At 67.1% G+C, this 13,938-nt stretch carries 12 protein-coding genes; 7 read left to right on the forward strand and 5 right to left on the reverse strand.

The genetic code is table 11. The features are described from left to right. Positions 1–84 precede the first annotated feature (84 nt). From GRI99_RS00845 to GRI99_RS00865, 5 genes are all read right to left on the reverse strand, one after another. Positions 85–2,286, reverse strand: coding sequence for a transglycosylase domain-containing protein (locus tag GRI99_RS00845; protein WP_160770124.1), 2,202 nt, complete (start codon positions 2,284–2,286; stop codon positions 85–87). Positions 2,287–2,390: 104 nt separating this feature from the next. After that, on the reverse strand, positions 2,391–2,816 hold the full coding sequence (gene msrB, locus GRI99_RS00850; RefSeq protein ID WP_160770125.1) for a peptide-methionine (R)-S-oxide reductase MsrB: 426 nt from the start codon (positions 2,814–2,816) through the stop codon (positions 2,391–2,393). A 145-nt stretch (positions 2,817–2,961) separates the two neighbouring features. Then, complete coding sequence (locus GRI99_RS00855; RefSeq protein ID WP_160770126.1) at positions 2,962–3,633, reverse strand: glutathione S-transferase family protein; 672 nt, start codon at positions 3,631–3,633, stop codon at positions 2,962–2,964. A 68-nt stretch (positions 3,634–3,701) separates the two neighbouring features. Continuing rightward, positions 3,702–4,082 (reverse strand): hypothetical protein, encoded by a 381-nt coding sequence (locus GRI99_RS00860; protein ID WP_160770127.1) that lies wholly within the window; start codon positions 4,080–4,082, stop codon positions 3,702–3,704. Between the two features lie 83 nt (positions 4,083–4,165). After that, a complete protein-coding gene (locus GRI99_RS00865) occupies positions 4,166–4,690 on the reverse strand; it encodes a nuclear transport factor 2 family protein (protein WP_160770128.1) in 525 nt (174 codons plus the stop codon). 134 nt (positions 4,691–4,824) lie between these two features. On the opposite strand from GRI99_RS00865, the gene GRI99_RS00870 reads away from it, so the two are divergent. The 7 genes from GRI99_RS00870 (at position 4,825) to mdlC (ending at position 13,936) form a co-directional block, all read left to right on the forward strand. Further along, complete coding sequence (locus GRI99_RS00870) at positions 4,825–6,225, forward strand: MFS transporter (protein ID WP_160770129.1); 1,401 nt, start codon at positions 4,825–4,827, stop codon at positions 6,223–6,225. Between the two features lie 84 nt (positions 6,226–6,309). After that, on the forward strand, positions 6,310–7,092 hold the full coding sequence (locus tag GRI99_RS00875; protein ID WP_160770130.1) for a nuclear transport factor 2 family protein: 783 nt from the start codon (positions 6,310–6,312) through the stop codon (positions 7,090–7,092). Between the two features lie 106 nt (positions 7,093–7,198). Next, positions 7,199–8,629: an NAD-dependent succinate-semialdehyde dehydrogenase gene (locus tag GRI99_RS00880; protein ID WP_160770131.1), complete on the forward strand. Its 1,431-nt coding sequence runs from the start codon at positions 7,199–7,201 to the stop codon at positions 8,627–8,629. 7 nt (positions 8,630–8,636) lie between these two features. After that, positions 8,637–9,692 carry an amidohydrolase family protein gene (locus tag GRI99_RS00885; protein WP_160770132.1) on the forward strand — a complete coding sequence of 352 codons (1,056 nt, stop codon included), beginning with the start codon at positions 8,637–8,639 and terminating at the stop codon, positions 9,690–9,692. Continuing rightward, positions 9,689–10,729 carry a methyltransferase gene (locus tag GRI99_RS00890; RefSeq protein WP_160770133.1) on the forward strand — a complete coding sequence of 347 codons (1,041 nt, stop codon included), beginning with the start codon at positions 9,689–9,691 and terminating at the stop codon, positions 10,727–10,729. Before GRI99_RS00885 ends, GRI99_RS00890 begins: the two co-directional genes overlap by 4 nt. A gap of 40 nt (positions 10,730–10,769) precedes the next feature. After that, on the forward strand, positions 10,770–12,392 hold the full coding sequence (locus GRI99_RS00895; RefSeq protein ID WP_160770134.1) for an MFS transporter: 1,623 nt from the start codon (positions 10,770–10,772) through the stop codon (positions 12,390–12,392). Positions 12,393–12,397: 5 nt separating this feature from the next. Continuing rightward, the gene (mdlC, locus tag GRI99_RS00900) at positions 12,398–13,936 is read left to right on the forward strand and encodes a benzoylformate decarboxylase (protein WP_160770135.1); all 1,539 of its coding nucleotides are present in this window, start codon (positions 12,398–12,400) and stop codon (positions 13,934–13,936) included. The last annotated feature ends 2 nt before the right edge of the window (positions 13,937–13,938 follow it).

Consider the following 13,938-nt stretch of genomic DNA (forward strand, 5'->3'; position numbering starts at 1 on the left):
GGCCCGGCATAGGCCAACAGAAAGGCCGCCGTTCCCAACCGGAGCGGCGGCCTTTCTGTTTGCGCGCCGACCTGCCGCTTCGTTCTAGGGCTTGGCCCCTGCCGGATCGCTGCCGCGCCTGACGCTGACGGTGCTGCCGTTGCGCCCCTGCGGCAGGGTGCCGCCGGTCGCCTCTTCGAGGAAATCGTCGTTCGCGGCGGGCGGCGGGTCTTCCAGCCGGGCGGGCGGATTGCCCTGGCCATAGTCGTAGCCGCCGGTTCCGTCATCGCCCGCACCGGGCTTGCCGGCCGCCGGATCGACCAGGTTGCCCTGTTCGTCGATGTAGTAGTAGCCGCCGCTGTCGCCGTAATAGTACTCGTCATCCGGCTCCAGTTGCCACTCGGGCAGCTTCAGCTCGGTGTCGAAATCCTCCGGCGGGCGCTCGCGCACGGCATAGCGCATGTAGGCGGCAAAGGCGCGAGCGGGCGCGGCCCCGCCCTGCAGGCCGGCCACGGCGCGGTTATCGTCCCGCCCCATCCACACGCCGGTGGTGATGCCGCTGGAAAAGCCGATGAACCAGCCGTCCTTGTTGCTGGTGGTGGTGCCGGTCTTGCCCGCCACCGGGCGGCCGATCTGCGCCGCGCGGCCGGTGCCGGTGTTGACCGCAGTCTGCAACAGGTCGGTGATTCCGGCCGCCACGTAATCCGGCACCAGCAGGTATGAGCGCGGCTCGGGCCGGCGATAAAGCTCGCGCCCGTTGGCCCCGGTCACGCGGATGATGCCATAGGGCTCGACCGAGCGCCCGCGCGCCGCCACGCTGGCGAAGGCGCGGGTCATGTCGAGCAGGTGGACCTCGGAACTGCCCAGCACCATGGCCGGCTGGGTGTTGATCTCGGTCGTCACGCCGAAGCGGCGGGCCATGCCGGCCACGTTGGAAAAGCCCACCTCGTTGCCCAGTTGCGCGGCCACGGTGTTGACCGAATAGGCAAAGGCCGTGCGCACGTCGATCTTGCCGGTGAAGCGGCCGTTGGAATTGCGCGGGCTCCACCCGTCGATCGTCACCGGCTCGTCGATCACGGTGGAGCCGGGGGTATAGCCTGCCTCCAGCGCGGCGAGGTAGACGAACAGCTTCCACGCCGAACCCGGCTGGCGCAGGGCCACGGTGGCGCGGTTGTAGCTCGACTGGACGTAATCGGTACCGCCGACCAGGGCCAGTATCGCCCCGTCGCGATCCATGCTGACCAGCGCACCTTGCGCCCCCCCGGGGGCATTGGCGCGGATCGCGCTGGCGGCGGCGGCCTGCATCCCGGGATCGAGCGTGGTCCACACCTCGATCGGCTCGAAGCTTTCGCCCTCCAGGATCACGTCAAGCTGGGGCAGCACCCAGTCGGTGAAATAGCGGGTGGCGTTCTGCCCGCTTTCGGGTTGCAGGCGCACGGCCTCGGCGTTCACCTGCTGCGCAGCGGCCGGATCGAGGTCGCCGTATTTCACCATCTGCTGCACCACCACGTTGGCGCGGCCCACGGCAGCGTCGATATCGGCGGTGGGGGAATAGCGGCTGGGCGCCTTCACCAGCCCCGCGATGATCGCCGCTTCCTCAAGGCTCAGCTCACGCGCGGAATGGCTGAAGAACTTGCGGCTGGCGGAATCGATGCCATAGGCCCCGCCGCCGAAATAGACCTTGTTGAGGTACAGCTCTAGGATCTGCTCCTTCGAGAAGTTCCATTCCAGCGCCATCGCCAGCACGATCTCGTTCAGCTTGCGATAGAGCGTGCGGTTAGAATTGAGGAACAGGTTGCGCGCCAATTGCTGGCTGATCGTGCTGGTGGCGGAGACCTGGCGGTCCTCGTTCAGCGCGTTCCACACCGCGCGCATCAGGCCCAGCGGATCGACGCCGGGGTGGCCATAGAAGCGGTGGTCCTCAACGCTGACCATCGCGTCCTTCATCACCTGGGGGATTTCCTCGGACGGCAGCCATTCGCCGTATGACGGACCCAGCGCCTGGATCTCGCTGCCGTCGCGCGCGCGCACGATGATCGACTGCGCGGTCTGCGTTTCCATCAGCGCGGCATAGCTGGGCATCTCGCGCGCGGCGAAGAACACCGCCGTGCCCAGCGCAATCGCGCCCAGCAGCACGCCGAAGGCGCCGGTCCAGATCAGGCGCTTCAGCCACAGCCGCCAGCCGCTCTGCCAGCGACCGCCACGGCGCGAGCCGCCGCCGCTTCCGCCTGACCGGCCCCCGCCAGATCCGTTGGAGCTGCTGCCCCGCCGCGCTGCTGCGGAGCGTTCGCCCCGTCTCGTTGCCATCAGGCTTCAGTTCCCCATGCTAACGGGAGCGCTCCCGCCATGTCGCCGGTTCCATGCATAGGACATATCTAACAGGGAATGAACGCCCTGCGGATGAAGGGGGCCTAGTTATCCTTCGTTTCGTCGCCAGCGGAGCCCTTCGGCACGAAATCGAGGCTGGCCGAATTGATGCAATAGCGCAGGCCATCGGGCCCAGGGCCATCGGGGAAAACATGGCCAAGGTGGCCAGCGCAGCGGGCGCAGGTCACTTCGGTGCGGATCATGCCGTGGCTGATATCGCGGTGCTCGTCCACCGCATCCCCAGCAGCGGGCGCGGTGAAGCTGGGCCAGCCGCTGCCGCTGTCATACTTGGTGTCGCTGGCAAACAGCGGCAGGCCGCAGCCCGCGCACTTGTACAGGCCCGCCTGCTTGTTCTTCTCGTACTTGCCGGTGAAGGCCCGCTCGGTGCCCTTCTGGCGCAGGATGGTGTACTGCTCGGGCGACAGCTTCTCGCGCCATTCGGCTTCGGAGAGGTTCATCTTTTCTGGCATGGGGACTCCTTCGAGGGTAGCGGGCCGACGCAATATCGGTTCGCGACCAGCGAACCGCAAGGCCGACTGGCCGCCCGCAGGTGCCCCGCATCGAAGCGAAGGGAACAGCACCGAGGACGAAGGCGCGGACGCGCCTTCGCAACAATCAGCTATTCACATCCGCATAGTGGCGTGGCGGCGGGATGCCGTCCATCTTCTCGGCCAGCAGCGGGCGGAAGCTGGGGCGGCTTTTCATCACGCGGTACCAGCCTTGCGCTTCCTCGTGCCCGGCCCAGTCGATCCCGCCCAGGTAGTCGGCCACGGAAATCTGCGCGGCGGCGGCAAAGTCCGCCAGGCTCAGTTGCGCGCCGGCCAGCCAGCGGCGGGTGCCCACCAGCCAGTCGATATATTCGAGGTGCTCGTGCGCCAGCTTCATCGCCTGGCGCAACTGGCCGGAATCGGGCGCCTGGCGCAGCACGATGCGCTTCTTCATCTTCTCGTGCAGCAGCGGATGGGTGACATCGGCAAAGAAGCCCTGGTCGAACAGGGCCACCAGCTTGCGGATCTCCGCCCGCTGCACGGCTGTACCCAGCACCAGCGGGGTGCGGTCCTCGGTCTCTTCCAGGAACTCGCAGATTGCCTGGCTGTCGACCAGCGTCAGCTTGCGCTCGGCATCGTGCAGCACGGGGGTGCGGCCGAAGTGGTTGAGCGCGTCAAACGCCTCGTCCGGGGCCCAGGGCAGAGCCGTCACCAGGTCGTGCGCCACGCCCTTCTCGGCCAGGGCGAGACGGACCTTGCGGGAAAACGGGCAGAGGGTGAACTGGTAGAGCTTCCACATGGCGAAGGGCCCTATTGCCCCAAGCCGGCCATGCGGTCCACCCGTGGACGCACAAGTTTTTGCGCGGTTTAGCCTTCCTGTGCGGGCGGCAGCAGCGTCATGCACACCGGCATGATCTGTTGCAGCGCACCGCCGGCCAGCAGGCCCTCCGCCTCGGCCCGCAACAGCGGCGCGAAAGCCGGCACGTCGATCCCCGTCTCGTCCGCCAGGCGCGCGGTGGCGACGGCGAAGAACTCGCTGCCGCGCTCGGCCAGCGGGGGATAGGCCAGGGCCCAGGCCTCGCCCGATCCCTGCCGGTTGGCGGTGAGCGCAAAAGCCGCCGAGCAGCGCAACAGCATGCGCTGTTCCAGCGACAGCTGCGGCTGGGCCGGTGCCTCGGCTGGCGGGGATTCCTGTGCTGCCAGCGGGGCGGCCAGCAACAGCGCGGCAAGGGAGAGGGCACGGATCATGCCCCATCCCCTGCCGCAGGGCTGCTTAACACCGCCTGTCCCGACAGGGCCTGTCACATCCGGGCCTAGCGCATCGGGACCTGTCAGCCGCGGAACGGCAGCACGCCCTTGTCCACGTTCCACACCGGGTTTTCCTTCACGCTTTCGCGCCCGGGCAGGAATTCGTTGCGGATGTTGCGGTAGAAGAACTTCCACTCCCCATCCACACGCTTCAACTGGTCCTCGTAAATGCCATAGGTACCCATCAGGATGGTCTTGCGGTCCTTGTCGTTCTTGGGCCCGCCATTATCCATCTCGAACCAGAAGCCGGTGTGCCAGGCATCATCGCCATCCACCCGGATCACCGAGTGGCACAGCACGTGGCGCAGCAGCGCCGGGTTGCCGTCCACGTCGCGCCACATCGAGCCGACCCGCTCCTTGAAGGCCTTGCTCTCCGCGCGGATGTTCTCGCGCCCGGTGATAACCCCGGTGGCATAGTCCAGCGTGCCGTCCTCGGTGAAGGTTTCGGCGTAGGTGTCGAAGTCGTTGTAGTCCATCGCCATCAGGTAGCGGGCCATCAGGTCCTCGATCTCGGCGCGGTCCTGGGCGTAGGTGGGGGGGTACTTCATCAGGCTCTCTCTCCCGTAGGGCTGGCGCGACACTTTGCGACAGCTGTTTGATGTGCATCATTCCTTAGGGGCGGCATGGAGCCGAGGGCAAGCTGGCAGCATTCAGTGAGAATGCGCGAGAGGAGAGAACGCCCATGGCCGTGGCCCCGATTGCAGCCGAACCTGCCGAAACGGATTCCGCGCCCCCGGCCATGCCCTGGCCATCGGAGCGCGCCGGGTTCTACGCCCTTGCCGTGGTCATCGTCGCCACCTTCCTCAACTTCTTCGACGCATCGGTGCTGGCCATGCTGGCCGAGCGGATCAAGGCCAGTTTCGGCCTGTCCGACAGCGCGCTGGGCTTCGTGATGGGGCCGGCGGGGATCATCGCCTTCGTCTTCGTGGGCATACCCCTCTCGCGCCTGGTCGATATTTATCCGCGCAAATATGTCCTGTCCGCCAGCGTGGCGGTGCTGGGCACGATCACCGCGCTGGGCGGGCTGGCGCAGTCCATCGGCCAACTGATCGGCACGCGGCTGTTCGTGGGCGCGGGCGGGGCGGCTAACGGGCCGGGGTCCTATTCGCTGATGGCGGACTATTTCCGCCCCTTCCGCCTGCCGCTGGTCTTCGCGCTGATGCAGCTTGCCTATATCGCCGCCAATGCCGCGGGCACCTGGGGCGGCGGGGCCATGCTGACCTTCACCGACAGCCTGCCGCCGCGGACCGGCCTGCTGGGGCTGACGATCTTCAACTGGCAGTGGATCCTGATCATTGTGGGCCTGCCAGGCCTGCTGGCGGCGCTGTTGTTCCTGACGGTGAAGGAGCCGCCGCGCCGGGTGCCCGCCAATGCCCCGCCGCCGGTTCCGCCCGATGCGACCCTGGGGCGAAGGCTGCTGGCCTTCACCGGGCTCGACGCGCTGAAGGGGATCAACGCGCGCGGTGCCGTCTACTGGCCGCTGTTCGGCGCGCTGGCCATGTCGGCGATCGAAAGCCAGGGCCTGCCCGCCTGGCGCGTGCCCTTCCTGGCCCGCACCCACGGCTGGAACGAGGCCGAGATCGGCGCCTTCATGGCTCCCATCCTGATGGCTGCCAGCCTGGCGGGCCTGCTGCTGGGCGGGCTGTTCGTCAGCGCGATGAACCGCCGCTACAAGGATGGCAACATCCGCGCCACGGCGGTCATCTTCACCTGCACCACCGTGTTCGCCATTGCCGCCCCGCTGATGCCCACGGGCGAGCTGGCGGTGGGCTGCATGGCGATGACCAGCCTGTTCGGCCTGGCCGGCGCGCCAGCGCAGAACAGCGCCATCCAGCGCATTGCCCCCCACGCGATGCGCGGGCAGGTGACCGCCTTGTACCTGTTCATGTACACCTTCTTCGGGGCCATGGGCAGCTTCGTGATCGGCACGGTGAGCGACGTGGTGGTGGGCGATCCGGCAAAGCTGTGGCAGGCGCTGCTGATCGTGGCGGGCGTGTTCATGCCGCTGGCCACCGTGTTCATGTGGCGCGCCGTGAAGCCCTATGGCCGCGAGGTGGAGCGGCTGGAGGCGCTGGGCATTTGACGCTGCCAAAAACCTTGCCGTTGACTTGATCCACCGACCCCATCAATCGTATGCAACACATACGAATTGGGAGAGACTCGTATCATGTCGGAAGAAAGCCCCGAGGGCCGCCCCGAAGATCGCATTGCCGCGCTCGAAGCCAAGCTGGCCGAGATGGACCACCGCCTGACCGTGCGCGAGGACGAGCTGGATGTGAAGAAGCTCCAGTACCTCTACGGCTACCTGATCGACAAATGCATGTACGACCAGGTGGTGGACCTGTTTGCCGACGATTGCGAGGTCCGCTTCTTCGGTGGCGTGTTCAAGGGCAAGGCGGGCGTGAAGCGCCTGTACATCGAACGCTTCCGCAAGCGTTTCACCCACAACAACAACGGGCCGGTGGACGGCTTCCTGCTGGACCATCCGCAGATCCAGACGATCATCGACATCGACTCTGACGGCAAGACCGCGCGCCTGCGTGGCCGCAGCACCATGCAGGCCGGCCGGCACAAGGACTACACCTATCCGGAGCTGGGGCTGAACACCCGCCAGTGGTGGGAAGGCGGCCTGTACGAAAACGTCTATACCAAGGGCGATGACGGCAAGTGGCGCATCAAGCTGCTGAACTACTTCCCCCACTGGCATGCCGATTTCGACAAGGGCTGGGCCTATACCGAAAGCGAGTACGTGCCCTTCATCACCACGCTCTATCCCGAGGATCCGGCGGGCCCGGACGAGCTGTATGACGATTTCTTCCTGTGGCCCACGCACAAGCTGCTGCCGTTCCACATGAAGCACCCGATCACCGGCGAGGAGATGGTGGCCGAGCGCTTTGCGGACGATGCCAGGCGCGATGCGGAGCGGGCGGCGCGGAAAGCCCGGGGCTGATCCCGGCCGAACAGCCTCGTCCTGGCGGAAACCGGGACCGTTCTCGTTGATACTCGGCCTTGCCGGCAATCGATCCCAGCTTTCGCCGGGATGACGGAGACTAAAGATGACCCAATACCCCACCCTGCACATGATCATCGGCGGCGAGAAGGTGTCCGGCGGCGGCCGCCGTACCTTCCCCGTGGTCAACCCGGCCACCGGCGAGACGCTGGGCGAGCTGCCGCTGGCCGAGCCGGCCGACCTCGACCGCGCGCTGGAGATCGCGGCGGAAGGCTTTGCCCTGTGGCGCAAGAGCACCCCGCAGGAACGCGCCCACGTGCTCAACGGTGCGGCGCGGCTGATGCTGGAGCGGGCCGATGACCTGGCCCGGATCGCCACGATGGAACAGGGCAAGCCGTTCCACGAAGCGCGCATCGAACTGATGATGAACGTGGGCCTGTTCCAGTTCTACGCCGGCGAATGCAGCCGCCTCTATGGCCGTGAACTGGTGCGCCCCGAAGGCCAGCGCAGCACCGTGCGCTGGGAGCCGGTGGGCCCCGTGGCCGCCTTCGCGCCGTGGAACTTCCCGCTGGGCAACCCGGGCCGCAAGCTGGGCGCGCCGGTGGCGGCAGGCTGCTCGGTGATCCTCAAGAGCGCCGAGGAAACCCCGGCCTCCGCGCTGGGCGTGCTGCAGTGCCTGCTGGATGCCGGGCTGCCGCCGCAGGTGGCCCAGGCCGTGTTCGGCGTGCCGGACGAGGTGAGCCGCCACCTGCTCGGCTCGCCCGTTATCCGCAAGCTGTCCTTCACCGGCTCCACCGTGGTCGGCAAGCACCTGGCCAGGCTGGCAACGGACAACATGATCCGCACCACCATGGAACTGGGTGGCCACGGTCCGGTGCTGGTGTTCGGCGATGCCGACGTGGACAAGGCGCTGGAGACCTGCGTGGCCGGCAAGTACCGCAATGCCGGGCAGGTCTGCGTTTCCCCCACCCGCTTCATCGTGGAGGAAAACGTGTTCGAGAAGTTCCGTGACGGCTTCATTGCCGGTGCGGGCAAGGTTGTGGTCGGCGACGGCCTCGATGCAGGCACCACGATGGGCCCGATGGCCAACCCGCGCCGCCCGGAAGCGATGGACCGCCTGATCGGCGATGCCGTAGCCAAGGGTGCCAGGCTGGGCGCGGGTGGCCAGAAGATCGGCAACCAGGGCTATTTCTATGCCCCATCGGTGATCAGCGAAGTGCCGCTGGATGCCGACATCATGCACGAGGAGCCGTTCGGCCCCGTCGCCATCATCAACCCGTTCAAGGACGAGGACGCGATGATCGCCGAGGCCAACCGCCTGCCCTATGGCCTGGCCGCCTATGCCTGGGCCGGGGATCCCCAGCGCCAGCGCCGCCTGGCCGCGCGGCTGGAAGCGGGCATGGTGGGCATCAACAGCCACATGATCGGCGGGGCGGATGCGCCCTTCGGCGGCGTCAAATGGTCCGGCCACGGCAGCGAAGACGGCCCCGAAGGGGTGCGTGCCTGCATGGTTCTGAAAGCGGTTCACGAAGGATAATCGAACAATGACCCATGACCTGAAAACCGGCGGTGATCGCGGCTATCTGCGCATTGCCACCGAGGAAGCCTTTGCCACGCACGAGCAGCTTGATGCGATCATGCGGCTGGTGAAGGAAGGCCGCTGCGACGAAGGGACGAAGAGCCTGTGGGGCTTCTATGGCACCAGCGCCAGCGAGCGCACCACCTTCATCCGCGAACGGCTGCTGGACCTGGGGCCGCTGCGCATCGGCGCGATGGACGATGCGGGCATCGACAAGGCGGTGCTGGCCCTGACCAGCCCCGGCACCCAGTCGATGCACGATGTCGAGGAAGCCCGCCGCATCGCCTACAACGCCAACAACATCCTGAAGGATGCCTGCGAGAAGTACCCTGACCGGTTCCACGGCATGATCGCCATTGCCCCGATGGACCCCGAATGGTCGGCGCAGGAGCTGAAGCGCGGCAAGGAGGAACTGGGCTTCCACGGCGTGCAGGTGAACAGCCATACCCACGGCCACTACCTGGACGAGGCGCAGTTCGACCCGATCCTGCGCGCCTGTGCGGACCTTGACCTGCCGCTGTACATCCACCCGCAGGGCCCGCCCGATGGCATGATCGGCACGATGGTGGAAGCAGGGCTGGACGGTGCTGTGTTCGGCTTCGGCGTGGAAACCGCGTTCCACGGCCTGCGCATGCTTACCACCGGCGTGTTCGACCGCTACCCCAACCTGCAGATGATGCTGGGCCACGGGTGCGAGGCGATCCCGTTCTGGATCTATCGCCACAACTACATGCACCAGGCCGGGGTGCGCAGCCAGCGCTATGCCCGCCTCAAGCCCTTGCAGCATGACCTGTTCCATTACCTGCGCAACAACGTGCTGGCGACCAACAGTGGCATGGCCTTCGAACCGGCGGTGAAGCTGCTGATCGAGGTGATGGGCGAGGACCGCGTGATGTACGCGATGGACTATCCCTACCAGTACCTGCCGGACGAAGTGCGCTGGATGGACAACATGGCCATCAGTGACGCGCAGAAAAAGAAGTTCTTCCAGACCAACGCGGAGCGCTGGTTCAAGCTGTGAGCGATGTCGCTGACCCCCAGTACGCGCATCAGGGTGAGTTGCGGGCACTGCTGCAGGGCTACTGGAAGCCCCACGTGGCGGTGGCCGCCGTTCGCCTGGGCGTGGTCGATGCCATGCCGGGTGACGGCAGCGCGGTTGCGGCGGGCGAGGTGGCCGGCGCCATCGGGGCCGATCCCGTGGCTCTGCACCGCTTCCTGCGCGCGCTGGCATCGATCGGCCTGACCATCGATCACGGCGGCGGCCAGTTTGCCTTGAGTGAAACCGGCCTGCGGCTGCGCGCCGACCATCCGCAATCGCTGAAAGGCATGGCGCTGCACGTGGGCACCCGGCTGTCGCCCGCGTTGGCCAACCTGCACACTGTGGTGCGCGAGGGGCACCCGCCGGAGGGCGTGAAGTGGGGGCCGGAAGGCTTCGCCGAGCTGGACCGCGATCCCGCCGCCGCGGCGATCTTCAACCAGTCGATGGCCGACAACTCGCGCCGCATCGCCGGGCAGGCGGCAGCGGCTTATGACTTTTCGCGCTTCGCCACGATCATGGACGTGGGCGGCGGCTATGGCGCGGTGCTGGCGCAAATCCTCAAGGCCGCGCCCAATGCCACCGGCACCGTGCTGGACCTGGAGCACGCCCGCGCCGGGGCCGAAAGGCTGTTCGCGGCGGAGGGCATCGCCGAGCGCGCCCGTTTCGTCACCGCCAGCTTCTTCGAGCCCTTCCCCGAGGTGGCCGACGCCTATGTGCTGAAATACATCCTGCACGACTGGAACGACGAGCACGCCCGCCGCATCGTCGTCCAGCTTGGCGATGCCGCGTGGCGATCCGGCGGCACAGTGCTGATCATCGAGAAGGTGATGCCCGAGCAAGTTACGGCCAACCCCGACCATGCCATCGCCATGCAGGGCGACATGACCATGATGCTGTGGAACGGAGCCGAACGGACGCAGGCCGGCTTTGCCGCGCTGCTGGCCCACGGCAGTTTGGCTTTGACAGCCATGGTGCCCCTGCCCGACAACCATTGGGTGCTGGAGGCACGACCCGCCTGACACAAAGCGGGCGTGCCGACCTGGGAGAGAGGATCGCAGCATGGCAGACGAGAGCAACCAGGCCGAAGGGCAGAAAATCAGCCGTTATGGCTGGTATGCGCTGACGCTGGTTTCCGCCGCGCAGTGCATGAGCCTGCTGGACCGGCAGATCCTGTCCATCCTGGCCAACGACATCCGCACCGACCTGAACATCGGCAATGCCGAGATCGGGCTGCTCTACGGCACGGTCTTCGCGCTGTTCTATGCCCTGTTCTCGCTGCCGCTGGGGCGGCTGGTGGATGGCTGGATCCGCACGCGATTGCTGGCGATCTGCCTTACCTTCTGGTCGTTCTTTGCCGGCCTTTCCGCCTTTGCCAGCGGTTTTGCCTTGCTGGCCATCAGCCGCCTTGGCGTGGGCATCGGTGAAGGGGCCACGCAGCCCGCCGCCAATTCGATCATCTTCGATGCCCTGCCCAAGAGCCGCCGGGGCCTGGGCATGGCGGGCCTGGCCGTGGGGCTGGCGCTGGGGCTGGGCCTGTCGATGGCGCTGGGCGGCATAGTGGCCCACGAATGGAACCTGGCCTTCCCCGATGGCAGCGGCCCGCTGGGCTTTTCGGGCTGGCAGGCGGCTTTCTTCATCGCCGCCCTGCCCGGCTTCCCGCTGGCCTACCTGATCTGGAAGCTGAGGGAGCCGGTGCGCGGCGGGATGGACGGGATCGTCACCCCGCCCGATCCCGCCCCGTTCCGCGCCAGTGCCGACCTGCTGGGCAGCGTGGTGCCCTGCACCAACTGGTACTACCTGTGGCGGCGCGATGCCGGGCGCGACCAGTGGCTGACCAACCTGGCCGGCCTGCTGGTGATCCTGGGTGTGGCCTATGGCCTGGTGCGCTGGGCGCAGGGGTTCAGCCCGCGCCCGCCGCTGGAGCTGTGGGGCCTGCAACTGGATGCCCACTGGATGCAGTGGGGCGTGATCGCCTTTGGCGCCTTCGTGGTGCTCAACCTGTTCCAGAGCTTCAAGCTGACCGACCGGCCGGCTTATCACGTGATCCTGTCACCCAGCCTGATCCTGCTGATGCTGGTGGGCGGGCTGCAGACCGCGATCAACTATGGCGTGATGGGCTTCACGCCCACCATGCTGATCACCAAGTTCGGCCTGTCCCCGGCGGAAACGGGGCTGCAGTTCGGCCTGCTGTCGGCCGCGCTGGGCGTGGCCGGGCCGCTGATTGCGGGGCCGCTGAGCGACTGGCTGACCAAGCGGATGGGCGGCAAGGGCATGGTGTGGCTGATGCTGGGCAGCCTGACGGTCAGCCCGTTCTGCGGCCTGTGGGCCTACAGTGCCGAGACGGTGATCGATTTCTACCTGCGCTTCAGCCTCTATTCCATCATCCTGACGCTGTGGCTGCCGCCGGCCTATGCGCTGATGCTGGGACTGGTGCTGCCGCGCATGCGGGGCATCACGTTCTCCACCTACATGATCATCCAGACCCTGCTGGGGCTGGGCATCGGCCCATACCTGGTGGGGATCGTGGCCGACAAGAACGGCGGCGACATTGCCGGGGCGATCATGTCGGTGAACGTGGTGGCCCCGTTCATCGTGCTACTGCTGCTGGTGGTGCTGGTGCGCTATCGCCGGGACGAAGCCACGATCATCGACCGCGCCCGCCTGGGCGGAGAGGACATCTGACGACCATGACGACAGTACGTGACGCCGCCTTCGCCGTGTTCGCCCACTTCGGGGTTGACCGGCTGTTCGGTAACCCCGGCAGCACCGAGCTGCCGATGCTGAAGGGGATGCCCTTTCCTTACGTGATGGGCCTGAACGAGGCGGTGGTGATGGGCATGGCCGATGGCTATGCCCGGGCCAGCGGCAAGCCCGCACTGGTCAACCTGCACTCCAGCGCGGGCACCGGGCACTCGCTGGGTAACCTGTTCACCGCGTTCAAGAACAACACCCCGATCGTGGTGACGGCGGGCCAGCAGGCGCGAAGCATCCTGCCATTCGACCCCTTCCTGGGGGCCGAGCGGCCAAGCGAGTTTCCCCGCCCCTTCGTGAAGTTCTCCATCGAACCCGCGCGCGCGGCGGACGTGCCGCTGGCGCTGGCCCGCGCTTTCGTGGTGGCGCTGACCCCGCCGATGGGGCCGGTGTTCGTCTCCATCCCGGTGGACGACTGGGAGCGCGAGTGCGAGATGCCCCCCCTGCCGCAAGTGACGCTGACCACGCTGGCCCACCCCGACGGGCTGGCGCAGGTTGCCGCCCTGCTGGACGGGGCCAGCAAGCCCGCGCTGGTAATCGGCACTGCCGTGGCCGATGCCGGGGGCTGGGACGCGGCCATTGCCCTGGCGGAGAAGGCGGGCCTTTCCGTCTATGCCGCGCCCTATGCCGCGCGCGAGACTTTCCCCGAGAACCATCCGCAGTTCTGCGGCTTCCTTAACGCCTGGCGCGACCAGATCCGCGATTCGCTGGACAGCCACGATGCCATCCTGGTGGTGGGCGCGCCGGTGTTCACCTATCACGTGGAAGGCAGCGGTCCGCACTGGCCCGCCCATGCGAAACTGATGGCCCTGTCGGACAATCCGCGCCACCTCAGCAACCTGCCGGGTGGCGGGGGCGTGCTGGGCGATCCGGCGCACGCGCTGGCGGTGCTGGCCGACATGGTGCAGCCGCGGCCGTTCACCGGCACAACCCACCAGTGGATCGACCCCGCGCCCGAGATGAAGGCCGCCTATGTGCTGAAGCGCATCGCCGCGCTGCGGCCCGATCGGGCGATCATCGTGGAGGAAAGCCCCACCGCACGCGGGCCGGAACACATGACCCTGCCGATCACCCGCCCGGGCGGCTTCTACACCTGCGCCAGCGGGGGCCTGGGCTATTCGCTGCCGGCCTCGGTGGGCGTGGCGATGGCACAAGGCGACAAGGTGATCGCCATCATCGGCGATGGCAGCGCGATGTATACCGTGCAGGGGCTGTTCAGCGCCTTCCAGGAAAAGGCCAACGTCAGCTTCTGCATCCTCAACAACGCCGCCTATGCCGCGCTGACCGGATTTAGCAGCGAGTTCGGGATGAACCACGTGCCCGGCTGCGACCTGACGGGCCTGGATTTCGTGCCGCTGGCGGAAGGGCAGGGCGTGCCCGCGCGGCGCGTTTCCAGCGTGGAGGAACTGGACGAAGCCCTGAACTGGAGCTTCGCCCAGACCGGGCCCAGCCTGCTGGATATCAGGATCAGCTAGAC

The sequence above is a fragment of the Alteraurantiacibacter buctensis genome (assembly GCF_009827655.1).
GTDB lineage: Bacteria > Pseudomonadota > Alphaproteobacteria > Sphingomonadales > Sphingomonadaceae > Alteraurantiacibacter > Alteraurantiacibacter buctensis.

Excerpts from the sequence above, each read along its gene's own strand:
- GRI99_RS00845 (WP_160770124.1), bottom strand. The coding sequence starts at position 2,286 with ATGGCAACGAGACGGGGCGAACGCTCCGCAGCAGCGCGGCGGGGCAGC.
- msrB (WP_160770125.1), bottom strand. The coding sequence starts at position 2,816 with ATGCCAGAAAAGATGAACCTCTCCGAAGCCGAATGGCGCGAGAAGCTG.
- GRI99_RS00855 (WP_160770126.1), bottom strand. The coding sequence starts at position 3,633 with ATGTGGAAGCTCTACCAGTTCACCCTCTGCCCGTTTTCCCGCAAGGTC.
- GRI99_RS00860 (WP_160770127.1), bottom strand. The coding sequence starts at position 4,082 with ATGATCCGTGCCCTCTCCCTTGCCGCGCTGTTGCTGGCCGCCCCGCTG.
- GRI99_RS00865 (WP_160770128.1), bottom strand. The coding sequence starts at position 4,690 with ATGAAGTACCCCCCCACCTACGCCCAGGACCGCGCCGAGATCGAGGAC.
- GRI99_RS00870 (WP_160770129.1), top strand. The coding sequence starts at position 4,825 with ATGGCCGTGGCCCCGATTGCAGCCGAACCTGCCGAAACGGATTCCGCG.
- GRI99_RS00875 (WP_160770130.1), top strand. The coding sequence starts at position 6,310 with ATGTCGGAAGAAAGCCCCGAGGGCCGCCCCGAAGATCGCATTGCCGCG.
- GRI99_RS00880 (WP_160770131.1), top strand. The coding sequence starts at position 7,199 with ATGACCCAATACCCCACCCTGCACATGATCATCGGCGGCGAGAAGGTG.
- GRI99_RS00885 (WP_160770132.1), top strand. The coding sequence starts at position 8,637 with ATGACCCATGACCTGAAAACCGGCGGTGATCGCGGCTATCTGCGCATT.
- GRI99_RS00895 (WP_160770134.1), top strand. The coding sequence starts at position 10,770 with ATGGCAGACGAGAGCAACCAGGCCGAAGGGCAGAAAATCAGCCGTTAT.
- mdlC (WP_160770135.1), top strand. The coding sequence starts at position 12,398 with ATGACGACAGTACGTGACGCCGCCTTCGCCGTGTTCGCCCACTTCGGG.